Source organism: Bradyrhizobium sp. 21, assembly GCF_023073335.1.
Classification (GTDB): Bacteria; Pseudomonadota; Alphaproteobacteria; order Rhizobiales; family Xanthobacteraceae; genus Bradyrhizobium.
The window spans coordinates 69,472-91,307 of record NZ_JADPJG010000005.1; the positions used below are offsets into that span (position 1 = coordinate 69,472).

A 21,836-nucleotide genomic window follows, 5' to 3' on the forward strand; every position below is an offset into this window, starting at 1 on the left:
CTATTTGATTTCGTCCGGCGCTTCCTGTGGTCGCATCCGGCGATCAGTTCTACGATTTCGCTCCGCCGACCTCGCGGATCGGCCGCGTCCCGTCCCAGTTCGCCGCCGCCTGCCTGACACGCTCGAAGAACGGCCCCTTGGTGCCGCTGATGTCGGAGATCTCGATCACGGTGCCCGGGTGGGCCTGGGTATCGAAATAGGCAAAGCGCCCCTGGTCGCCGCCGATCTGGCCCTCGTGGCCGATCCGGTAGCCGCGCCCGATCGCTTTGTCGTAGAGCGACTGGTAGTCGTGGCTCCAGTAGGACATGTGCTGGAGGCCTTCGTGGCCGGCGTCCAGAAACTCCCTGTACAGCGAGGGCGCGTCGTTGCGCTGCTGGATCAGCTCGATCTGGAGATCGCCTGAATTGGCCAGCGCAATGCTCATCTCGACGGCGGAGTTCTCGCCGCGATGGCGGAACCAGTCGGTCTTGACGCGGTCCATATAGTACCAGGGACCGACGCCCATCACCTCGATCCAGTGCGTCATCGCAGCGTGGATGTCCCGCACCACATATCCATTCTGGCGCACCGCGCCGAAGATGCGGCTCATGCCAGCGCTCCTGTTGTCAGCTCGCTCACTTGACCTCGATGCCCGCATCCTTGGCAACCTGTTTCCAGGCCGCGATGTCGCGAGCGTTGATGTCGCGTTGTTCGTCGCCCGGGACGAATTGCGGGGTGATGCCGAGTCCCAATAGCTTCTGCTTCACCTCGGCATCGCCGAGCGCGTCCTTCAGTGCCGCCGACAATTTCTCTGCGATCGGCGGAGCAAGGCCCGCAGGCGCATACATCGCCCAGGACAGGCTGCGGTCGAACGGCACGCCCTGTTCCTTGTAGCTTGCGACATCCGGCAGGCTCGGCGAGCGCTCGCCGCAGGCGGCCAGCGCCTTGATCGAGCCGTCCTTCACCAGAGGTGTCGCGGTCGCCACGTCGAGCGTCGCCAGTGAAATGTGGCCGCCGAGCAGATCGCCGGCCAGTTTGGCAATGCCGTTGAACGGCACGTGCTCCATCTTGATGCCGGTCTGCTGCATCAGGATCTCCGCGCAGAACTGCCCGGTCGAGCCGATGCCCCAGCTTCCGTACTGAATCGGCTCGCCCTTCTTGGCGAGCGCGATCAGGCCCTTGATGTCATTGGCAGGAAAATCCTTGGTCGCCACCAGTATGATCGCGGAGACGCCGACGCGGCCGATCGTGGTAAAATCCTTGATCGAGTCATAAGGCAGCTTTGGATAAATCGCCGGCGCCAGCACATGCGTGGTCATGCCGCCAACGGTGATGGTGTAGCCGTCATTCGGCGATGTCGCGACCATCTGGGTGCCGAGCGTGCCGGCAGCGCCCGTGTGGTTCTCGATGTAGATGCTCTGTCCGAGCGTCTTGCCCATCTTGTCGGCGAGCAGCCGGCCGACCACGTCGCCGCCGCCACCAGCCGCATAGGGCAGCAGCATCCTGATCTTGTGCGTGGGGTAGGCGGCGGGATCCTCGGCGTGCGACGGCGGCGCCGCCGACAGCAATGCGAGAAACGAGAGCGTGACGGTGCGCAGCATCATGATGACTTGCCGCAGGACTTGCCGGGCGATGACTTGCCACGCGGGCAAAAGTTGAGCGAAGCGCGCCATGACGTCGTCCCCAAATTTCTCTCCGCTTCTCGCGCGAGCGGAGTTTAATGCGACCCGCCCTTGCAGCGCCGCGGTCCCGCAATCGTCGTCCTGGCAGACGAACGATCGTCGTAAGGTTGACTAGCGAACGATCGTTCGTTAGTCAATCCAGCATGGCTGTCCCCACCTCCAGCGCGGCGGAAGCGGCTTCGCCCACGACGCGCGAGCGCATCCTCAGCGAGGCGCTCGATCTGTTCGCGCAGAGCGGCTATGGCGGCGCCTCGATGCGTGAGCTCGCGCGTCGCGTCGGCATCCGCGAGAGCAGTCTCTACAATCATTTCTCCGGCAAGGCCGCGATTCTGGAAGCGATCGTCAGCGAGCACGGTCCTGCCAGTTCGGCGAGCCGGCTGGAGGAGCCGCGCTACAAGCAGCTCGCGCGCCAGCCTGCCGCGTTCTGCCGCCAATTCGCATTGGACCTGGTCGAGCAATGGTCCGATCCGCGCGAGCACCAGTTTCAGAAGGTCATCACCGCCGAGCGCAACCGCGTGCCCGGCATCCGCGCCAAATTCGCCGATCATTTCTATGCGCGCGAGCAGAGCATGATGACGGACTACTTTCGCGGCTTTGCGCTCGCCGGGCTGGTCGCGACGCCCGATCCGCGCGAGACCGCGCGGCTGTTCGCGGCCGGGCTGATCTACATCCGTCTAGAGCATTACGTAATGGGTGCGGCGCCGTCGCCGCGACCGAAGGTGATCGAGGCGATCGACCGCTATCTCGCCTTCTTCCTGTCGCTGATTGCGGCAGGCAACGAAGAAGACAACAAGAAACGAAGAACCAAGGGAGAGACTCGTGGCAAGGCTGCCTCTGATTGATCCGGAGACGACGAGCGGCGACATCCGCGCCTCGTTCGACCGCATGCCTGTCAAGCTCAACATCTTTCGCATGATGGCCCATGCCGAGGCCAACATGATCCCGGCGATGCGGCTCGGCAATTCGATCCTGCACAAGCAGAAGCTCTCGGCGGTCAACCGCGAGCTCTTGATTCTCCAGGCCGCCCAGCTCGAAGGCGGCGCCTATGAATGGCGCCAGCACGTGCCGATCGCGCTCGGTGTCGGCTGCACGCAAGCACAGATCGATGCGGTCGAGCGCGGCGACTACGATGCCGCCGGCTTGAGTGAGGCCGAGCGCGCGCTGCTGAAATTCGGCCGCGAGGTGGTCGAGAATGTCCGCGTTTCCGACGCCACCTTTGCTGTTGCGCGAAAACATCTGAGCGACCAGGAGATCGTGGAATCCATCGTCGCGATCGGCTTCTACATGATGATGGCGCGTGTCACAGAGGCGACCGAGACCGATCTCGATCCGGCCGCCGGCATGACGGTCTATGACGGCGGCAAGAAATAGGCGGGTCCCATGTCTGAAAAGTCCGAGACCCAGCCGGACCGCTACGTTCGTCCGCCCAGCGCGGAATCACGTGGCGAAGCGCCGGGCAGGGGACGTCTCAAGGGGCGCCGCATCCTGATCGTCGGCGGGGGCCAACGCGTGTTCGACGCCGCCACCGATCCGATCGGCAACGGCCGCGCCATGAGCCTTCTTTGCGCGCGCGAGGGCGCCAAGGTCGCGGTAGGCGACCTCAACCACAGCTCTGCTCGGCAGACCGTCAAGCACATCACCGACGAAGGCGGCGAGGGTTTTGCCATCACCGCGGACGTCACGAGCGAGACCGACGTCCAGCGCATGATCGACGAGGCGCATCGCGCCATGGGCGGCCTCGACGGCATGGTGCTCAACATCGGCACCTTCGGCAAGGTCGGCCTCGATGCCGTCAGTCCGGAGGAGTGGAACAGGATCTACGACGTCAACGTCCGCGGTCCCATGCTGTGCTGCCGCGCCGCGATGCCGAGATTCGACGATGGCGGCGCCATCGTGTTCATCTCCTCGATCGCCGCGCTGAAGGCGGGATCGCAGATGGCGGTGTATGATTCCTCGAAAGCCGCGCTCGGCGGCCTGATGCGCAACATCGCCCATCTCGGATCGCGCCGCGGCATCCGCGCCAACCTGGTCTATCCCGGCCTCGTCGACACCCCCAACGGCCGCGAGGCCGGCGCTGGCCGTCCCAATCGCGGCAAGGGCCAAATTCCCTTCGGCCGCCAGGCGACCGCCTGGGAGATCGCCTATGCCGTGCTGTTTTTCCTCTCGGATGAAAGCGTCTACGTCACCGCGCAGACGCTCGCGGTGGATAGCGGCCTGAGCGGGATGTGAGCGGCGCGAGTCTATCGCTCGGGCGATAGCGCGCGGCCGATCAGATGGTCGAGCGAGAAGCGCCCCGGCCCGTAGGCCATGACGGCGAGGGCCATCGCCGCCCAGGTGATATGGATCGGCCAACCATCCGGCACGGTGAGCTCGACGATCAGCGTCATGAACAACAGTCCGAGCCCGGCAAACCGCGTGCCGAGCCCGAGGATGAGCAGGATCGGAAACGTGATCTCGCCGCATCCCGACAGGAAGGCCATCACCGTCGGCGCGGGATAGTGATAGGGCCCGCCCGGCAGATGCAGCATGAACTCGTCGCTGAACAGCGTCACTGCGGTGTCGTTGAGCCTGAGGAAGCCTGCCCATTTGAGCATGCCGGATCGCCAGAACGGCACGGCCAGCGCGACGCGCAGCACGAGTTGGACGAGTGAGTGGGCGGCAATCGTCTGCACCAGCTGATTGGCCTTGTCGACGAGCAGCGCGAGTGACGGCAAGCTGCCGCCCGTCGCCAAGCGTTGGTCCGTGATCATCATGCGTCTCCGGGAGCAAGCGAGGTGAATGCGCCGGCCTCGATCAGGCCCGCGATGTTCGAGGCGATGTCGAATTCGGGCGATGCCTCCAGTGCCGACGCGGCGGCCTCGCCGAGCGACCTGCCCGACGCCAGGCAGGCGGCAAAGACGGCGCCGCCGGGTGGCAGGCGCCGCACGGTAACGTCGAATTCGGGCCGGGTGATCAGCGCGTCTTCCGGCGTGGACGCGTCGATGCGTTCCACCGGCGCGTCGTCGCGGTTGGCGGCGAAGATCGTCACGGCCGAAAATGGCGAGCGCACGATCCCGAGGGCCGGGTGCGGCGTGAAGACGATGTCCGCCAGCCGTTCAGGGACGATTGCGGAGAGCCGCGCCGGTGACAGCGGCGCGGCGTCCCGCGCATGATAGGCGTCGAGCCAGGCCCGCTCGATGCGGGCGACATCGGCGAGCCAGGGCACGGCCTGCGCGTGCTCGTATTGCGCGATGAAGTCCGGAAAGCCGTGGCCGTAGTCGAACAGCAACGGCGAGGCGGGTGGCGTGCGGCGGACATGGAAGCGCGCCATGGCCCGGAAGAAATCAGGACCTGTGATGCGCAGCACCGCCGGATAGATCGCGGCGAGCGCGTCGATCAGGCTCACCGTGACGTTGTTGCGATAGACGGCGTAGCGCCGGCCGGCCGCCTTGCCGTTCGGGCCGGTCACGATCGCAGGCACGGTCCGCGTCGGATCCAGCAGCGCCGGCGCGAAGGCCGCGGCGAAAGACGGATTCTGCTCAGGCGGCATGGCAGTCTCCCACCAGCGCGGCCGGACGGCAGCCATCGAGGATCGCCTGCGCGGCGGCGGCCTCCGCCTGCAGGACCGGCCAGTCGGGAATTTTGCTGTCCCATTCGATCAGCGTCGGCACCGGGCCGCGGCGCTGGATCACGATCTCGTAGAGCCTCCACACGGCATCCGCGACCGGACCGTCATGGCTGTCGATCAGCAGCAGGTCGCCTTCGTCGTCGGCCTGCTCTGCGTGACCGGCAAGATGGATCTCGCCGACACGCGAGAGCGGAAAGTCCGCGAGATATTCGAGCGCCGAAAACCCCTGGTTGGTCGCGGACACGAAGACGTTGTTGACGTCGAGCAGCAGCCGGCAGCCGGTGCGCTCGGCAATGGCGCGGATGAAGTCGGTCTCGGCCATCGACGAGTCGCGGAAGGCGACATAGGTCGACGGGTTTTCCAGCAACAGCGGACGACGGATCGCCTCCTGCACCTGGTCGATATGATCGCAGACGTAGCGCAGCGTCGCCTCCGTGTAGGGCAGCGGCAACAGATCGTTGAAGAAGCTGGTCTCATGCGTCGACCAGGCGAGGTGCTCCGAGACCAGCGCCGGCTGGTAGCGTGCGACGAGGCTGCGGAAACGGGCCAGATGCGCCTTGTCCAGCGGCTGCGGTCCGCCGATCGACATGCAAACACCGTGCAGGGAGAGCGGATGGTCGCGGCGGATCGCTTCCAGCGCGCGATGCGGTGGGCCGCCGGCGCCCATGTAGTTTTCGGCGTGGACTTCGAAGAAGCCACGTTGCCGGCCCGCGCCCAGGATCGCCTGAAGGTGCTCAGGCTTGAAGCTCGTTCCGGCAACGCCACCGATCGGGGTGGAATAGCGGAGTGGTATCGCAGACGTGCTGTGTGCAATTTCCGTCGTCATGGCCCCTCTCCGCTCTTTGTTGTCGTGACCGCGACGCGGCGCGTCAGACCGGCTTGAGCGAACCCTTCTTGCCGCCCGGAAGCTCGATGCTGGTGCAGGTGCCGCCCTGGACGAATTTCCAGGCATTGCCCTGGAAGTCGGCGGTCGAGGTGCCCTGGCAGGTCGTCCCCGGCCCGGCGGCGCAATCGTTCTGGCCTTTCAGCGCGACGCCGAAGCATTTTTCCTTCTTGGCGGCGACGGCCGCATCGGCCTCGGCCTTGGTCAGCGGAGCGGCAGTGGCCAGTGTGGCGAGTGCGGTCGACATGGCGCCGGCGAGAACGAGCGTGGTGACGGCAAGTTTGGCAGACATGAAATTCTCCTTTCGAGATGGCATCGCTTGGCAAGCGAAGCGCATTGTCTCGTTCGCCTCGTCCGCGACCCGCGTTACCTTCGAGCCGCTCACGAGTCCGTGAGACCGTTGGGGTGAGTGAGCATGGGCTGTGCGCCCGGCCGGATTAGCGGGCAAGCTGCCGGTCCAATCCAATGCCTTGGCGCTATCGAGAGGGTAGCGGGAGAGCATTGGCGTCGGCCGGCCGGGCCTGCCAGACGTAACGAACGGGAGGACGCCTGCGTAGAGCGATGTCAGGAGCCATGCCCGGGCCTGAAGGCGGAAACAGCGATGAATGTCGATCCCGGACGGCGGCTTCACGCGATCGCCAGGCTGACGGTCAGCATCCGCCTTGCCGTCTCGGCCCTGGTGCTGGCTGCGATCCTGCTGACAGCGGCGCTGTCGAGCCTGTTGTGGTGGCGTACGGCGGAGGCGACCAGCCGGCAGCTCGCCTCGACCATCAACGAGCAGATCGTGGCGGCGGTGCGCAAGGAGGTCTCGGCCATCGTGGACGAGGCGCGCGCCGCACACACCGCGATCCGCACATTGTTCTTGCAGAACGTGCTCGACACCCGCGAGGCCGACAAGCGCGAGTTCGTGTTCCTGTCGCAATTGCAGTCGCAGGCCACGATTTCCTGGGTCGCCTTCGGCTGGCCGGATGGCTCCTTCTTTGCCGCTCACAAGCTTGGCGACCGGCGCCTGGAAATGATGGAGATATCCCGGACCGACCATCCCGGCGAGCGCCGTGTCGATGAATATGACGTGGTGCCCGGCGATATCGAATTCGCCAATCGCCGCTTCGAGCCCACCGATTTTCATGTCGCCGATCGTACCTGGTTCAAGACCGGGCTCGCGGCCGATGAGCCGCAATGGTTCAGGGTCGTGGACCATCCGACCGGCGAGCGGCCGTCGATCGCCTTTGCGGGCCCGATCGACGTCTACCAGGAGCGCCAGGGCGTCCTCGCGATCATGATCGACTATACGAGGCTCGCCCGCTTCCTGTCGCAGCTCGAGGTCGGACGCACCGGAACCGCCTTCATCATCGACGACAGCGGCGAGCTGGTCGCCGCGCCGGACCGGGATGCCGACGAGCTGCACGTCGCGAAGGGCGATACGAAGCTGCTGCCGCTTGCACGGATCGCCCTCGCGACCGCAGGCGCGGACGGCCGCAAGCAAGCCTGGCGAAGCCGGCTGACCTCCGCTGGCGCGGCCTATGAAGTCGCGCTCACGCCGTTGCCGTTTCCCGGCTGGTCGCTTGCGACGGTGATCCCGGAGGCCGAATTCCTCGGCCCGGTCGAGACGACGCTGCATCGCCTGATCCTTGGCCTTGCCATCGGTGCCGTGCTCGCGGCGCTAGCCTCGGCCGCATTGGCGCGCTCCGTCATCGCCGCGCCGCTGTCGCGCGTCGTCGGCGAGCTCCGCCATGTCGAATCCTTCGCGCTGGAGCAGGTCCGCCGCCATCCGTCGCGGCTCAAGGAGATCGCGAGCCTGTCGGGCGCGATCGCCGAAATGGCGACCGGCCTGTCCGCGTTCCGCAAGTTCATCCCGGCCGATCTCGTCCGCGCCTTGTTGCGTCAGGGCGTCGAGGCCAGGGCCGGAGGCAGCATCCAGGAACTCAGCGTGATGTTCATCGACATCGCCGGCTTCACCGGATTGTCGGAACGCATGGGCGATCGCATCGTGCCGCTGTTGTCGCGCTATCTCGACCTTGCCTCGGAGGCGGTCGTCGCCAATGCCGGCACCATCGACAAGTTCATCGGTGACGCCGTGATGGCGTTCTGGGGTGCGCCGCAGCCGCAGGACGATCACGCGCTGCGCTGCTGCCGCGCGGCGCTCAGCTGCCGCAGGGCGATCGGGGCGTCGGGCCTCGTCGACGATCTCGGCCAGTTGCTCCAGATCCGGATTGGCATCAATTCCGGCCGGATGCTGGTCGGTAATATCGGCTCGGAGCTGCGGTTGAACTACACCGTGATCGGTGACGCCGTGAACGTCGCAAGCCGGCTGGAGAGCGCCAACAAGGCCTACGGCACGCAGATCCTGATTGGTGAGGCGACCGAACGGCTGGCCCGCGGCGCCATCGTGACGCGCGAGATCGACAGCATCGCCGTGTACGGACGGGAAGAGGGTTTTTCGGTCTATGAATTGATCGGACTTGTCGGGGAAAACGAAGCCGAGACGCTCGCCTGGATCGGGCGCTACGAACAGGGCCTCGCCAATTACCGCGCCCGCCGGTTTGCCGCAGCACTCGCGGATTTCGAAGCCGTGCTCGCTGAGCGCGGTCATGATCGTCCGGCCGAGCTGATGCGCGACCGCTGCCGGCAGTTCGCCGACGCCGCGCCCGACCCGTCGTGGCGGCCGGTCGCCGCGCTGACGACGAAATAGCCGGCGGGCCACGATGCCCGGTTTCAACAATGATGGTTCCTCGTCGCTCGCGAAGCCCCGTTGGCAAAGCGGGCCATCCCGCGCATGATGCACGGGCGATATCGCCCCACGCCTTTCCCGGACGGCTTCAACTCATGAAAATTACGCTGCTTAAATCCGAAGACTACACCCGCTCGCCCTGGAAGAACGGCGGCGGCGTCTTCACCGATATTGCGGATGCCCATCGCGCCGATGCGCCGGCAAAGGATTGGGACAGCCTGCTGTGGCGCTTTGCCTCCACGCCGATCGTGGCGCCCGGTCCCTTCTCCTACATGCCCGGAATCGACCGCTTGCAGATGGTCGTCAATGGGCGCGGGCTGGTGCTGAAGTCCCCCACGCAGGAGTTCGACGAGCGTGAACCTTTTACGACGGTGCGCTTCACCGGCGAGCTCGAGATCGTGACCGCGCTCGAGGAAGGGCCCGTCGAGGTCGTGAATTTGATGGGCCGGCGCGGTGCGGTCGCGATTGAACTCGAAGCGCTCAGGCAGCCCGGCGAGCGGCAGCTCGCCGCCGGCACGCATCTCGTCTACGCCGCGCGCGGCGATTGCCGCATCCGTCTCGATGGCGAGGATTTTGCGATTCCCGACGGCGGCACACTGAAGGTCGAGCTCACCGGGGCTTTGAGGCTCTTGCTGATCTCAGGCGTGGCGGTGCTCGGATCGATCCAGGTCGCCGGCTAGGCGGCAACTGCCCCGAAAAGTCGCTGCGCACAATCCATGCATCTGGCCAGGTTGACGCCGCGGGGCCGGAGCACGATATGTGCCCTGATGCAGGCCGCCGCTGAAGGGCAGGATATGAACGCAGACAAAAATCCCGCCACGCTCTCCGACGGCGTCGTCGACTGGCTGACCAACGGCACGCGCGACGAGCGTTTCATCGACAACATCTTTGCCGAGATGTGCAATCGCCTGCAGCAGGCGGGCATTCCGCTCGCGCGGTCGACGCTTCATGTCCTGATCCAGCACCCGCAATGGCTGGGCGCCCGCTTCATGTGGTCCGACGGCATGCGCGACGCGGAAATCGCGCGGGTCGACTATGACGTCCGCGAGCGCTCGGAATATATCGGCAGTCCCGCCAACGAAATGTTCGAGGGCGCAACCGAGGTGCGTGAGAATCTCGAACGGGACGCCTCGCTCGGCCGCAAGCACGCGCTCTATGACGAGATGCGCGCGAAAGGCCTGACCGACTATGTCGCATGGCCGCTCTACCACACGCTCGGCAAGCGGCATCTCATCACCTTCGCGACCGGCCGCCCCGGCGGTTTCGACGATTCGCATATCGCCGCCCTCAGGAACATATTGCCGGTGCTGGCGCTGGTCAGCGAGATCCGCATCAAGAACCGCCTGGCGCGAACGCTGCTCGAGACCTATGTCGGCTCCCACGCGGGGGAGCTGATTCTGGCCGGCGCCACCAGGCGCGGCACCGGAACGACCGTGCGGGCCGCGATCATGATCTGCGATTTGCGCGAGTTCACCAGGATCTCCGACAACTGGCCGCGCGACGATGTCATCGATCTCCTCAACGACTATTTCGACGCGATGTCGGAGCCGATCGCGCGGCACGGCGGCGAGATCCTGAAATTCATCGGCGACGGCCTGCTGGCCATCTTCCCGCTGAGCGCGCCCGGCGCCTGCGCGAACCTGCTGCACGCCGTGACCGAAGCCCGGCAGGCCATGGCCGCCCTGAACGAGCGCAACAAGGGCACGGGCCGCGCGCCGCTGAACTACGGCATCGGCGTCCATGTCGGCGACGTCATGTACGGTAATATCGGATCGAGCACTAGGCTCGACTTCACCGTGATCGGCCCCGCCGTCAACATGGCCTCGCGCCTCGAAGCCCTCACCAAGCAGCTGGGACGAAACGTGCTGCTCTCGCGCGCGTTCGCGGAGCTGGTGGAGAAGGAGTTCGAGCTCGAGCATGTCGGCGAATACGAGGTGCGCGGCTTCAGCGAACCGATCGAGCTGTTTGCGTTTCCCGGCTGAAGGCATGAAACGGGTGAAGGCATGAAGGCCGCGCCGCTGAAGCCGTAAGCATGTTTTCCCGACTCGGCTGTCCTGTTGTCAACGCAGAGATGTGCGATTACGCTCTCTCCCGGGTTCGCCGCAACGTTCCTTCGATTGGCCGCACGTTCATGCCGAAATTTCTTCGCATCGGAATCCATCAGTCGAACGTTTCGGGATACACGTCGAAGGCGTGGTGCGTCAGGCGCGTTGGCTCGGCGGTCTTCCTGAAATGGGGCGCCGTGGAGGTCCAGGGCGCGGGCGACGGGCGCAAGGTTTACTGGACGCGTCTGCCGCAGGAGAAGACAATTCGCTGCGGCACGGCGCAGCGCGCCCAGGACTATGCCAAAGCCGCGATCGCGCGGCGGCGCAGCCATCGCTATGAACCGCTGGCCGGAGCTATCGCGAACCAGCGCCGATCCGCCGAGCGCGCCACCGAGCCCAAACAGGCGCTCGCCATCATCCTGATCGTCGATATCGTCGGCTCCACGGCAAAAGCCGCAAAGCTCGGCGATGTGCGCTGGACCAAGGTCATGGGTCACTATTACGCCGCGGTCCGCAAGGAGCTGAAGAGTTCGCGCGGCAAGGAAGTCACGACGACGGGCGATGGCGTGCTGGCGACGTTCAAGGCGCCGGCTGCCGGCATCGATTGCGCGACCGCGATCCGGAAGGCCGTGCGCACGCTCGGCCTCGAGATCAGGGTGGGCTTGCATGCCGGCGAATACGCGATGAGCGGCGGCGAAATGGTCGGTCTCGCCTTCCATATCGGCACCCGCGTCGCCGCCAAGGCGCGTGCCGGTGAAGTTTTGGTATCGAGTGCGGTCAAGGAGCTATTGGTGTCGCAGTCCGAAATCCGCTTTAGGGATCACGGCAGCCACCGGCTCAAGGGCGTGCCGGAGCGGTGGCGGCTGTGGCGGCTGGAGGGGTGAGGTGCCGTCAGAAAGCCCGCGCCGTGCGGGCGGGCTGCGCTCGCCGTCTCGAAGGACGAGGCGCTCGCTCAGGCGTCGCTGAAACGTCCTAGGCGATAGCCCTTCGCTTTGCCGGGAGACGTACACCGTGTACGGAAAATCAGCCCACGATACAACCATTGCTTGCGTGAGGGCCGGAAAGCCAGCAGTATGCATGCTGGCACACGATCGATCTCAAGTTGAACGATACCGCCGCGTCACGGCGTCATCGTCCCGGCATCGGCCCGACACATCCGTTCTTCACCCTGGAAAACCCATGACCCGCATCGATGCAGTCGACTGCAACGCGACCATTGCCGTCATCGGCGCGGGCCCGGCGGGCCTGTCGACCGCATGGTTCCTTTCGAAGCACGGGTTTCACAACGTCACGGTGCTGGAGAAGCTCGGCCAGATCGGCGGGCTCTGCAAGAGTCTCACCGTCGACGGCATGAGCTATGACCTCGGTGCCAACTACGTCACCTGGGCCTACCAGGAGACGCTGGAGATCGCGCAGGAGGTCGGCGCGACCACCTATGCCGAGGAGCCCTATACCTCGATCGACATTGCGCCGGACGGCAACAGCTTCAAATACCGATCGCTCATGGAGGCCGTGCTCTACGACCCCTACACCAAGTCCACGATCTCGTTGTGGACCTTCCTCTGGGCGGCGGTTCGATATCTTTATATTCGCTGGCAGCTGAGCGGCGTCATCGACGCGCCTGATTATCTCGACAAGATCCACGAGCGCCCCGAGCTCTGCGTCGACTTCAAGTCCTGGCTCGCAAAACAGGATCTGATGCCGCTGGCCACCCTGTTCCAGTTTCCGATCACGATCATGGGGTACGGCCAGCTCGACGACATCGCGACGCCCTACGCGCTGCGCTACATGTCGGTTCGGACGTTCTTCCCGATGGTGTTCGGGCTCGGCCCGGTCAACTGGATCATCGGGAGCTGGCCGCGGCGCTTCACCGACGGGTTTCAGCGGCTGTGGGAACGGGTGTCGTGGCGGCTCAACGTCCGGCTCAACGTCAACATCACCAGGATCGAGCGCTCGGCGGCCGGTGTCCGGATCGACATGGAATATCCCGAGCAGGATCTGAACGACCTCAAGATCGTCAAGGACAGCAAGCTCTATGACTATCTGGTGCTCGCCTGTCCGTTGACGACGGACGTGTTCGCGCAACTCGGCCTTGCTCCCAATGCCGCGGAGCAGAATGTGAATCGCGAGATCAAGTTCAATCCGTACTGCATGACGACGTTCTGGATCGACATGACGATGAAGGCGCCGGTCGCGCCGGTGCTGCCGCTCACCGAGCAGGGTACGCCGTGGGCGGTCGCGCGGCAGTTCCAGGACAGCGGCAACATGTTCACGCAGTTCTACACGCGCCCCAAGGACAATCAGACCGGCGACGAGGTCATCGGGGAGGTCAAGCGCCTGATCAAACTGCTCGGCGGCACGATCGACACCAGCCAGCCGCGCTGGCACACGTTCGACGAGTTCACTTACTTCCAGCACTTCACGCCGGACCAGATCAAGTCCGGCATCTATGCCGACCTCGCCCGCATGCAGGGCGAAGACCGCACGTTCTACGTCGGCGGCGCCACCGACTTCGAGCTGGTCGAGCCGATCGTCGTCCATTCGAAACATATCGTCGAGAAGCATTTTGCCGGCGGGGTTCAGCGCCCGTCGTAGCGGGGCAGTCATCAACCCATCATCACCGCACGCCCGTGCCCTTGCAACGCTGGCACTTCACCACCTTGTCGCCCTTCTTGAGCAAGCCTTTGCCTTCGCAATTCTTGCATTTCTGCTTCTTCTTGATGTTCGGGCCTTTTTCACTGGCCATGAAATCCTCCTGCCGCGAGAGAGCGGTCAACTGAGGTTACCAGATCCTGGCCGCGTGGTGCACTCATTCGGCTTGCGGGTGGGATCAAAGATGCTCCGACCACGCGTCGGTGACCCATGGCTCGAGCTGGTCGGGCCGCAAGTCGATGCCCGTGCCGGGACCTTCCGGTACCGTGAGCATGCCGTGTCGGTCAACTGACGGTGTACCGGCAAGGCGCAGGAGCGGATTGTCCATCATGTCGTACTCGATGAATGGATACGCGGCGCCCGCTCCGCCGCGGCGCGGTTCAAGCACGGCCGACATTTGAAGCGAGGCGTGGAAATTGACGGTCGTACCAAACACATGCGGCATGATGGGCAGATCATAGGCTTGCGCGAGCGCCCAGATTTGCCGAAAGCCGCTGTAACCTCCGCATATCGAAAGATCGGGTTGAAGAATATCGAAGGTGCCTGCGGCCAGGAAATCCCGAAAGGCGCGCAGGCTTCCGAGCGCCTCTCCGCCCGCCGTCGCGACCCTGGCGGCGCGCGCAAAGGTTTGATAGCCCGGGAGGTCCTCCGGCTGGACTGGTTCTTCGATCCAGAGCAAATCGGCATCTTCCATGAACCTGGCCGCGCGGATGGCGGCGGCCGCGGTATAGCTCTGGTTGATATCGACCATGATACCGATGTCAGGGCCCACCTGCTTGCGAAGCGCGTTGGCCATGATGCCGTCGGCCCTCGGCTCGACGCCGCCCCGGGGCTTGATGGCCTTGAAGTTGAGCGAAAGATACTGATCGACCTCGCGCTGATACTCCCGGTAGGGATCGGGCTGCATGCGCACGAAGGGCCCGCTTGCGTAGGCAAGCACCTCATTGCGGACCGCTCCGCCCATCAGCGCCGCTACGCTCATGCCATGTATTTGCGCAGCAAGATCGTGCAGCGCCATGTCGATGGCCGATACCGCCATCATCGCCGTGCCGCGGCGATCATACCCGACAGAGGCGCACATCGATTGAAAGTGGCGGCCATAGTCGGCGGGCGACTTGCCCAGGATGAGTCCGGCCAACCGGGCGCGGACAAAGGCGCCGGCGGCGTGCGGGGAATTGCCTGCCTCTCCCCAGCCGGAAAGACCGCTATCCGTGCATATCTGGACAAGCAACGCGTCCCGCTTCCGGAACACGTTGAGTGCGTTTCCCATGGGCTCGGCCAGCGGGAAGCTCAGATTGAAACCACGAATTTCGATAATTTTCATAACAGCTCATGGGGTGCAAGCGAGGGCAGGGGTCAACCCGGCTGAATATGTCCCTTCTCGACGATACGAGTCCATTTTGCGATCTCGTCATCGATGCGTGCTGCAAATTCCGACGGCGAGCTGCCAACGGAAATAAAGCCGAGTTCGGTCATCCTGAGTCGAAGTGCCTCACCCTTGAAGGCCTTGCGGGCAACCTCCGCAAGCTTGTCGATGATGAGAGGCGGCAGCGCGGCCGGTCCGACCATGCCGAAGATTGGCGTGGCGTCGACGGCCGGCAAGCCGGCCTCGGCCGTCGTGGGGACGTCCGGCAGCTGTGCGACGCGGCCGTCTCCTGTCACGGCCAGGGCACGAACCACGCCCTGACGGACCTGCTGTCCAATCGCTGCAACGGTGGCAAACGTCATTTGGACCTGGCCGCCAATCAGATCGGAAATGGCCGGTGCTCCGCCTCGATAGGGCACATGAAGAATATCGATCTCGGCGGCTTGTCGCAGTTGCTCTCCGGCCAAATGAATGGCGGTTCCTAGCCCCGCCGAGGCGAAGTTGATCTTGCCCGGCTGAGCTTTGGCGAGCGCGACAAATTCCTGCAGGCTATTGGCGGCCACAGAAGGATTCACGACGAGAACGAGAGGGGACGCCGCCAGGAGCGAGATCGGCGCAAAATCGCTCTTGGTGTTGTAGGGAAGCTTCGCGCGAAACAGCCCGGGGTTGATGACAAACGCGCTATCGATCATTCCGATCGTCTGGCCGTCGGGTGAGGCGGTCGCGACCGCCTGCGTGCCAACCATGCTGGCGCCGCCACCGCGATTATCGACGATGAAGGGCTGGCCCAGGGCACGTTCCATTTCCGATGAAATCAGCCGCGCAATGATGTCGGAGGCACCTCCCGCGGCATACGGCACGATGATCTTCACAGGTCGTTGCGGGTAAGTCTGCGCCTTGGCTGTTCGCAGCAACGGCGAAACGGAAAGCGCGGCTGCCAGCCCCGAGCCGACGATCGTTCTTCGCGTCAATGAGGACATGACTCAATCTTTGAAATGGCTCAATCTTTGGAATGGCTCAATCGTTGAATTTGAAACCGGGCAACGGCTCGCCCACCGGCCCTGGATCGGCAATCGAAGCGCAGTTGGACTGCATCGGCTTCCCCGCCAGCGCGGCCTGAACGAATGCGAGCTCGTCGGCATAGGCTGCGTGCACCGTTCCGTTATGGCTCACGCCGGCATAGGTCTTCCAGACCACATGGCTCCTTGCAGCGCAGAGAGCTGCAACCGCGGCATATTGGCGCTGCGGCAGGATCGACTTGTCGGCCAGGCCCGTCGCGAGAAAAACCGGTACCGGCATTTGCACCGGACTCATGTCGATCACGGCGCTGAGACGGTCCACGATCTCCGGATCCTTCAGGCTGTTTGCCAGAGTGAGGCCGTTGCTGCGAACGACCTGCGCAAGCTCCGCGTTACATCCCTCGCGGGCAGCTTGCAGCAACGGCTTCCCCGCCTCGGTCACGAGGTCGTCGGGCTTACTTGCGTCGTCCCCGAGAGCACCGCCGATCATCATGAGAAGGCTGAGCTGCGGCGGAACGGTGCGCGCAAAGCTTGGCTCGCCTGAAGGCTTGTTGTCTGCCGCGGGAAACGCGGAAATGATGCCGGTTGCGATCGATGCCTTGACGATGAGCTCAGGCGCATAGGAAGGCGCAAGACGCGTCGCTCCGAGCGAGGCGCCGGAGCCTTGCGACTGACCCGTGATGATGATGGTGTTGGCGATCTGTCCCTTCGCTTGCGCGAGCGCCGCTCTTGCGGCATCGAGCACCGAACGTCCTTCGGCTTCCCAGTTGAGATAAGGATGCGGGCCGGGTCCGCCGAGACCCTGATAGTCGGTCGCAACGACGGCAAAACCCTGTTCCAGCCAATTGTTGATGTACTCGCCGTCCCGCGGACGATGCCTGCTCCAGGATGCGGCACATCTGTCGGAGCCGCCGAGCGTGCCATGCGCCCATGCAACAAGCGGCCATCCGCCCTGCGGCGCGGCTCGCTTCGGAAGATAGAGCGTGCCACTGACCGGAATGATGCCGGAGCGCCACCTTGCATCCACCGACGTGTACAGGATTCGCCTCGCCGTTGCGGCCGCAACGATCTCAGGCTGATCCGGTATGCCCTCCTCGCGGAGCATAAGACCTGGCTTTTCGGGTAGCGCGCCGCTCCAGCGGTAGAACGGCGACAGATCCTGGTCACCAACGGCCGGGCCCTGAGGCAGCGACTCCGCTGCGGCGTACAGCGCGCCCGGAAGCGGCGAGGCGCAGAGAGCGAGGGTCGCGACGCTCATTCTCCCAAGTGCTTTCACAAGTGCTTTCATCGTTTCGTTCCTCCATTGTTTTCGTGCAGCTCGAGAGGCTGCGCTCTTTGTGACTCGTCGCATTGCCTGCTTCAGCACCAAGTGCACATGGCTATTCCACCTGCAGCCCGATCCGGCGGATCACCTCTCCCCACTTCTCCGACTCCGCCTTGAGCAGCGCTGCCGCTTGATCCGGACTCGTAGCCCGCGGCTCGAGACCGACCTTGGCGAACTGCGCCACCGCATCGGGCTCCTGCAGCACGGCACTGAGTGCGGCGTTGATCTTGACCACCACTTCGTCCGGCATCGCTGCCGGACCGTAGAGCGCGAACCATGTTTCGACCTGATAGTCGGGCAAGCCTGCCTCCGCCGAACTCGGCACCTCCGGCAGCAGCGGCGTACGCTGCCGCGACGGCACCACCAGCGGCCGTAATTTCGCATCGACAATATAGGGGGCCGAGTTACCGACAGCGTCGACCATCACCTGCAGCCTTCCGCCGAGCACATCGGTCAGCGCGGGTCCGTTGCCGCTATAGGGAACGTGCAGCATCTCGAAGCCCGCCATGTTCTTCAGCAACTCGCCGGCGAGATGCAGGATGACGCCGGTCGCAGACCCGTAGGCGAGCTTGGTTGGGTTGGCTTTGCCGTAGGCGATCAGTTCCTGCAGGCTGTACACGGGCACGTCAGGATTGACGGAGACCACCAGAGGTCCGGTGCCGATCAGCCCCAGCGAGGTGAAGTCGTTGATCCCGTCATAGGGTGCGAGCTTGCGCAGATGCGGATTCACCGCGTGGGTGGATACGCCACCGAGCAGCAGCGTGTAGCCGTCGGATACCGATTTTGCGATGAATTGCGATCCAATGATCGCGCCCGCGCCCGGCCGGTTCTCGATCACGATCGGTTGCCCCAGCCGCTCGCGCATGCGCTCCGCGATGAAACGCGCGACGACATCGCTGCTTCCGCCGGCCGCGTAGGGCACGATCAGCTTGATGATCCGGTTGGGATAATCGCTCTGCGCGTGCGCGTGGGCAAGCCAGGGGGGTGCGAGCGCGCCGAGCAGGCCAAGGCTAGGCAGGCCAAGGCTAGCACGCCGCGTCAGCCCTCTCGCCATTCCTGTCTCCCGGTCTTCGCCGGCCGTAAGGCACGCGGCGTTATTTTGCGGCTTTCGAGCATACCCGCCGTTTCCGCCTCGAGCAGGCCGAAACCACCCGCGATCGACCACCACAAATGATCGGCGCGATGGACGATCAGGCATTCGAGGCTGCGCTGCATCAGGTCGCCCTCGTAGGAATGGCCGAGTGCGATGTGCACGATTTCTTCGGGGAGCCCCACCGCAATGCAGACATGGGCGCCGTAGACCGGATGACGCAGTGCGGGCGAGCCGGCCTGCGACTTGTCCGCCTCCCATCGCCTTCGGTTGGCGGGATCGAACTCCCAGGCCTTGCCGACATCGTGCAGCAATGCACCCGCCAGAACGATGTCGCGGTCGACAGTGGCTTCGGGGAATTCCTGCGCAAACTCGTCCGCGATCGCCAGCGAGATTCGGGCCACGCTGCGCAGATGCACCGCCTGGCTGCCCCGCTTGAGCGCGAAGACCCCGGGCGTCGCCTCTCCGGGAATGGCGGTGAGCCGTGGAAAATCGGTTTCGGCCAAGGCATAGGCCCAGGCCTCGATGGCCTTGTGGCGCAGTTCGTCATCACGGATGTGCGCAAGTTCCGGCAGATCCTCGAGCACCGTCGCGCGCAGCGCGTCTGTGATGGGGCGGGGCTGGCGTCGATCCAGGAAATACATGGACAACCATTATTCGTCTCGATCCATGTTGCCGCCGCCCATAACATAGTTTCAAATACCGATTTGATCATAGTTCATGCTCTGGGGTTATATATGGCGATCAGCGTACGGGAGATGGACGTGTTCCGATGCGTGATGCAGTCGGGCTCGGTGACCAACGCCGCCATCGCCTTGAATATCTCGCAACCGGCGGTCAGCCGGATGCTGCAACAGGCGGAGGAACGTCTCGGTTTCAAACTGTTCGTGCGCCAGAAGAAACGGCTGAAGCCGACGACCGAGGCGCAGACGCTTTTCGCGGAAGTTGTGAACGTGTTCGCGGCGATCGAGCACACCCAACGTTTGGCGCTTGAGCTTCGCGACGGCCGGGCGGGGCTCCTGACGGTTGCGACGGTGACCGGGTTCGGCCACAGCATCGTGCCGCAAGCGGTCCGACGCTTTCGCGCCGAACGGCCGGACGTCTCCATTGTCATTCAAACGATGACGGGGCCGGAGGTCGTCACCCGCGTCGCCCAGGGGCGAGCTGATCTCGGCCTGACCGTTGGCCCGATCGGGGACCCGTCCCTGGACAGCACTGTTCTCTGCACGACCAGGCTTGGCTGCGTGCTTCCCGTCGGTCACCGGCTTGCAGCCAAGGCTGCATTGAGCGCGCCTGATCTGGCGAACGAGCCGGTGATCTGCCCGGGCCCGCATTTGTCGATCGGGGCCGCGATCGTCATTGCCTTTGCAGAGGCGAATCTCCGCCTGCGCATCGCCGTCGAGGCGTCGCAGTCGAACATCGCCTGCGAGCTGGTCCGTGCCGGTGCCGGCATCGCGATCCTGGACGGCCTCGGCCTGCTCGGTGCGCGAACCAACGATCTGGTCACGCGGCCATTCGCACCGAGACTGCAAAGCGTCGCCCGCTTGCTGAAAGGCACAAAGCGGCCGGCCTCCCGCCTGGTGGATGAGTTTGCCGGAGCCGTGCAGAGGGTGACGGCTGAGAGCGGCTTGTAGGGAGCTGTAGCTCTTGCCGAGACGAGAGCGTCCCGGTGGGCGCCCGCGGGCCTGCAGCTCTCATTTTGTGCTTGCGAAAACATCCGCTGCGTAAACAACCTTGCCGCCCACGACCGTCAGCAGAGACGCCGTGGCGCCGATCTGCTCGACGGGGACGGACATGAAATCCCGATCGAGAACCGCGAAGTCGGCGAGCTTGCCGGTCTCCAGCGTGCCGCGCCGCGTCTCGTCGAAACAGAACCAGGCGCTTCCCACGGTGTAGAGGCGCAAGGCATCTTCGCGGCTGGGTGTTTCGTCCGGGCCGCGCGTCGAGAGTCCGCCGACGGTCTTGCCGTCGAGCATCCATTGCAGCGCCACGAACGGATTATAGGACGCGACCCGATGCGCATCCGTGCCGGCCCCGACATGGACCCTCATGCGCAACGCCGTGACGATGGGCGGCATGCTGCGCGCGGCTTCGCCGGCCTGCGCCACGATACGGTCGCCGCCGAGATACATCGCGTCCTGCATGGTCCAGCCGACACCAAGGGCTTTCATGCGCGCCAGCGTTTGGGGCGAGGTGTTGTCGAGATGGGCGATGGACCAGCGCAACGGCGCGAGCGGCGTCTCCTTGTTGACCTCGTCATAGAGGTCCAGGAGGTGGTGGACGGATTTGTCGTCCTGCCAGTGGATGGTGACCGTCAGCCCTTGTTTGGCCGCCCAGCGAATGATCTCGCGGAACTTGTCCCTGGCGGCCGCGTCGGGCGCGTTGTTGTTGTACATGGCGCCGGTGATCCGCTCGCCTAGTCCGTTGAACCGCAGCATGTCGTCGCCGAATCCCATCGGCAGGAACGGCGTGAGGTTCTTGTACTCCTCGAATTCCGCGCCGACATTCTGGGCGAACAGGCTGAAGGCGACCCGCACCGAAAGTGATTTGTCGCGCCAGAGCTTTTGCAGGGCGGCGTAATGGCCGGGATAAATGCTGAAGCCGCCGGGATCGACGATCCCGGTCACGCCAAGACGATTGAGCTCCGTGAAGAACTGCCTTGTGCCGGCGACATTCTCCTCGAAATTCGGCCGAGGCAGCCGATCGAACAGCGCGGAGATGCTGACGATCGAGCCGTTGAGCCAGCCCGTGGTGTCGCCCGATGCGGCGCGCTCAGTCGTGATACCGGCCGGCAACTGATCCGCTGATATCCCGAGCGCTTGCTGCGCTTTCGGCGTCATCAGCACCGCCGAATAGAACAGCTGGATGTAAGCCGGATTGTCGGGAACGGCCGACATCACCTCGGCGAGCGTTGGCCGCCGCTTCTCCGCAAACTGCAATTCGCTCCAGCCGCCGGCCACGATGATCCAGGACGCCGGGCGCGCTGTTGCCGCCTGGCGCAAGCGTTCCATGGCCTCGGGAATCGTCTTCGCGCCGATCCAGTTGACCTCGGTTGCGTAGGTCAATCCGGCGCGCACGCCGTGAATATGGGAATCGATCAATCCCGGAATGACCGTGCGCCCGCCGGCATCGACGCGGCGTGTCGCGGGCCCGGTCAGGTCGTCCATGGCATCTTTGCCGCCAACCGCAACGATTCTGCCGTCGCGGACCGCGAGCGCCTGCGCAATCGTCGATGCGGGATCCAGCGTCACGATCTTTGCGTTCGTGACAATGAGGTCGGCCTTTTGTGCGTAAGCCAAACTGGCCCAGCCCGAGATCACCAAGATCGCCAGAAGCTTGCGCATGTTCAGTTCCGAAATGAGAGAGGCAGGAGCGAGAGAGGCAGGCGTGGCGCCGCACATCCGCCGCTGGATGCGCTCGCGGACATCGCGTGTCGCAACGGGGAGTATCGTGGTCCT

General features: G+C 64.5%; 22 protein-coding genes. 9 read left to right on the top strand and 13 right to left on the bottom strand.

The features are described 5' to 3' along the window. Window positions 1-49: 49 nt before the first annotated feature. A complete protein-coding gene (locus tag IVB31_RS09200; protein ID WP_247321013.1) occupies window positions 50-589 on the bottom strand; it encodes a VOC family protein in 540 nt (179 codons plus the stop codon). A 25-nt stretch (window positions 590-614) separates the two neighbouring features. Next, a complete protein-coding gene (locus IVB31_RS09205) occupies window positions 615-1,583 on the bottom strand; it encodes a tripartite tricarboxylate transporter substrate binding protein (protein WP_346730861.1) in 969 nt (322 codons plus the stop codon). A 221-nt stretch (window positions 1,584-1,804) separates the two neighbouring features. Between IVB31_RS09205 and IVB31_RS09210 the strand changes: the two genes are divergently transcribed. Genes IVB31_RS09210 through IVB31_RS09220 form a run of 3 tightly spaced genes read left to right on the top strand, consistent with a single transcriptional unit; the run spans window position 1,805 to window position 3,890 of the window. Then, window positions 1,805-2,503: a TetR/AcrR family transcriptional regulator gene (locus tag IVB31_RS09210; protein WP_247321016.1), complete on the top strand. Its 699-nt coding sequence runs from the start codon at window positions 1,805-1,807 to the stop codon at window positions 2,501-2,503. Beyond that, window positions 2,481-3,032 carry a carboxymuconolactone decarboxylase family protein gene (locus IVB31_RS09215; RefSeq protein WP_247321018.1) on the top strand — a complete coding sequence of 184 codons (552 nt, stop codon included), beginning with the start codon at window positions 2,481-2,483 and terminating at the stop codon, window positions 3,030-3,032. Before IVB31_RS09210 ends, IVB31_RS09215 begins: the two co-directional genes overlap by 23 nt. Window positions 3,033-3,041: 9 nt before the next feature. Next, a complete protein-coding gene (locus IVB31_RS09220; protein WP_247321020.1) occupies window positions 3,042-3,890 on the top strand; it encodes an SDR family oxidoreductase in 849 nt (282 codons plus the stop codon). An 11-nt stretch (window positions 3,891-3,901) separates the two neighbouring features. Here the strand turns inward: IVB31_RS09220 and IVB31_RS09225 are convergent, their stop codons facing one another. From IVB31_RS09225 to IVB31_RS09240, 4 genes are read right to left on the bottom strand one after another with little or no spacing between them, the layout of a single operon-like run. Then, on the bottom strand, window positions 3,902-4,411 hold the full coding sequence (locus tag IVB31_RS09225) for a DoxX family protein (protein ID WP_247321251.1): 510 nt from the start codon (window positions 4,409-4,411) through the stop codon (window positions 3,902-3,904). Beyond that, a complete protein-coding gene (locus IVB31_RS09230) occupies window positions 4,411-5,190 on the bottom strand; it encodes a DNA-binding domain-containing protein (RefSeq protein ID WP_247321022.1) in 780 nt (259 codons plus the stop codon). Before IVB31_RS09230 ends, IVB31_RS09225 begins: the two co-directional genes overlap by 1 nt. Further along, window positions 5,180-6,094 carry a DUF692 domain-containing protein gene (locus IVB31_RS09235; protein WP_247321024.1) on the bottom strand — a complete coding sequence of 305 codons (915 nt, stop codon included), beginning with the start codon at window positions 6,092-6,094 and terminating at the stop codon, window positions 5,180-5,182. Before IVB31_RS09235 ends, IVB31_RS09230 begins: the two co-directional genes overlap by 11 nt. Window positions 6,095-6,137: 43 nt before the next feature. Next, window positions 6,138-6,443, bottom strand: a complete 306-nt coding sequence (locus IVB31_RS09240; protein ID WP_247321025.1) for a DUF2282 domain-containing protein — start codon at window positions 6,441-6,443, stop codon at window positions 6,138-6,140. 309 nt (window positions 6,444-6,752) lie between these two features. On the opposite strand from IVB31_RS09240, the gene IVB31_RS09245 reads away from it, so the two are divergent. The 5 genes from IVB31_RS09245 to IVB31_RS09265 all read left to right on the top strand — a co-directional run bounded on the left by IVB31_RS09245 (window position 6,753) and on the right by IVB31_RS09265 (window position 13,522). Then, entirely contained in the window at window positions 6,753-8,843 is a 2,091-nt protein-coding gene (locus IVB31_RS09245; RefSeq protein ID WP_247321026.1) for an adenylate/guanylate cyclase domain-containing protein, read from the top strand. Between the two features lie 134 nt (window positions 8,844-8,977). After that, window positions 8,978-9,562, top strand: a complete 585-nt coding sequence (locus tag IVB31_RS09250) for a HutD family protein (RefSeq protein WP_247321027.1) — start codon at window positions 8,978-8,980, stop codon at window positions 9,560-9,562. A 114-nt stretch (window positions 9,563-9,676) separates the two neighbouring features. Then, entirely contained in the window at window positions 9,677-10,864 is a 1,188-nt protein-coding gene (locus IVB31_RS09255; protein WP_247321028.1) for an adenylate/guanylate cyclase domain-containing protein, read from the top strand. Window positions 10,865-11,013: 149 nt separating this feature from the next. Continuing rightward, on the top strand, window positions 11,014-11,811 hold the full coding sequence (locus IVB31_RS09260; protein WP_247321030.1) for an adenylate/guanylate cyclase domain-containing protein: 798 nt from the start codon (window positions 11,014-11,016) through the stop codon (window positions 11,809-11,811). Window positions 11,812-12,106: 295 nt separating this feature from the next. Next, a complete protein-coding gene (locus tag IVB31_RS09265; RefSeq protein WP_247321031.1) occupies window positions 12,107-13,522 on the top strand; it encodes an NAD(P)/FAD-dependent oxidoreductase in 1,416 nt (471 codons plus the stop codon). Window positions 13,523-13,544: 22 nt separating this feature from the next. Here IVB31_RS09265 and IVB31_RS33530 read toward each other — a convergent pair whose 3' ends face one another. From IVB31_RS33530 to IVB31_RS09290, 6 genes are all read right to left on the bottom strand, one after another. Continuing rightward, window positions 13,545-13,673 carry a hypothetical protein gene (locus IVB31_RS33530; RefSeq protein WP_256379163.1) on the bottom strand — a complete coding sequence of 43 codons (129 nt, stop codon included), beginning with the start codon at window positions 13,671-13,673 and terminating at the stop codon, window positions 13,545-13,547. A gap of 84 nt (window positions 13,674-13,757) precedes the next feature. Beyond that, entirely contained in the window at window positions 13,758-14,903 is a 1,146-nt protein-coding gene (locus IVB31_RS09270; protein WP_247321033.1) for a mandelate racemase/muconate lactonizing enzyme family protein, read from the bottom strand. 32 nt (window positions 14,904-14,935) lie between these two features. Beyond that, the gene (locus IVB31_RS09275) at window positions 14,936-15,925 is read right to left on the bottom strand and encodes a tripartite tricarboxylate transporter substrate binding protein (RefSeq protein WP_247321036.1); all 990 of its coding nucleotides are present in this window, start codon (window positions 15,923-15,925) and stop codon (window positions 14,936-14,938) included. 37 nt (window positions 15,926-15,962) lie between these two features. Further along, window positions 15,963-17,222, bottom strand: coding sequence for a lipase family protein (locus tag IVB31_RS09280; RefSeq protein ID WP_247321038.1), 1,260 nt, complete (start codon window positions 17,220-17,222; stop codon window positions 15,963-15,965). Between the two features lie 121 nt (window positions 17,223-17,343). Further along, window positions 17,344-18,342 (bottom strand): tripartite tricarboxylate transporter substrate binding protein, encoded by a 999-nt coding sequence (locus IVB31_RS09285; RefSeq protein ID WP_247321040.1) that lies wholly within the window; start codon window positions 18,340-18,342, stop codon window positions 17,344-17,346. Next, complete coding sequence (locus IVB31_RS09290; protein WP_247321253.1) at window positions 18,327-19,022, bottom strand: HD domain-containing protein; 696 nt, start codon at window positions 19,020-19,022, stop codon at window positions 18,327-18,329. Before IVB31_RS09290 ends, IVB31_RS09285 begins: the two co-directional genes overlap by 16 nt. A 93-nt stretch (window positions 19,023-19,115) precedes the next feature. Here IVB31_RS09290 and IVB31_RS09295 point away from each other — a divergent pair, with 93 nt between their 5' ends. Then, window positions 19,116-20,012, top strand: a complete 897-nt coding sequence (locus tag IVB31_RS09295) for a LysR substrate-binding domain-containing protein (RefSeq protein WP_247321042.1) — start codon at window positions 19,116-19,118, stop codon at window positions 20,010-20,012. A gap of 60 nt (window positions 20,013-20,072) precedes the next feature. On the opposite strand, the gene IVB31_RS09300 is transcribed toward IVB31_RS09295, so the two are convergent. After that, the gene (locus IVB31_RS09300; RefSeq protein ID WP_247321044.1) at window positions 20,073-21,722 is read right to left on the bottom strand and encodes an amidohydrolase; all 1,650 of its coding nucleotides are present in this window, start codon (window positions 21,720-21,722) and stop codon (window positions 20,073-20,075) included. Window positions 21,723-21,836: the final 114 nt, after the last annotated feature.